Raw genomic sequence first — 416 nt, 5'->3', positions numbered from 1 at the left:
CCGTCGCGCAGGACGTTCTCCGTGCCCACCTCGGGTTTGAAGGGGTCGATGATTTCCGGGCGGAAGTGGTCCTCCCAGATGTGGCAGCCGTCCTGCGTCTCCACCGCCTCGCCGGCGACGCCCGGGCCCATGACCTCGGAAAGGCCGTAGATGTCGCAGGCCTTGATGTTCATGGTGACTTCGAGTTCGTGCCGCATCTCCTCGGTCCAGGGTTCGGCGCCCAGGACGGCGAACTTCAGGGACGTGGAGGCTGGATCGATCCCCATGTGCGCCATGGCGTCGGCGATGGTCAGGAGATAGGTGGGCGTGGCCAGGATGGCGTCCGGCTTGAAGTCCTGGATGAGCTGGATCTGGCGTTCGGTCTGCCCGCCGGAGATGGGGATGACCGTGCAGCCCAGCGCCTCGGCGCCGGCGTG

At 66.8% G+C, this 416-nt stretch carries 1 protein-coding gene; it reads right to left on the bottom strand.

Going from position 1 to position 416, the window contains the following annotated elements; translation table 11 throughout:
* Positions 1-416 (bottom strand): AMP-binding protein (locus AB4Y73_RS20485; protein ID WP_441874520.1); only part of this gene is annotated, 416 nt, incomplete at both ends.

Origin of the sequence: Pseudarthrobacter sp. TAF60_1 (genome assembly GCF_052113505.1) — a bacterium.
In the GTDB taxonomy this organism is placed as follows: domain Bacteria; phylum Actinomycetota; class Actinomycetes; order Actinomycetales; family Micrococcaceae; genus Arthrobacter.
The sequence above is the reverse complement of the archived record's forward strand: the minus strand, read 5'-3'. Positions and strand labels throughout refer to the sequence as shown.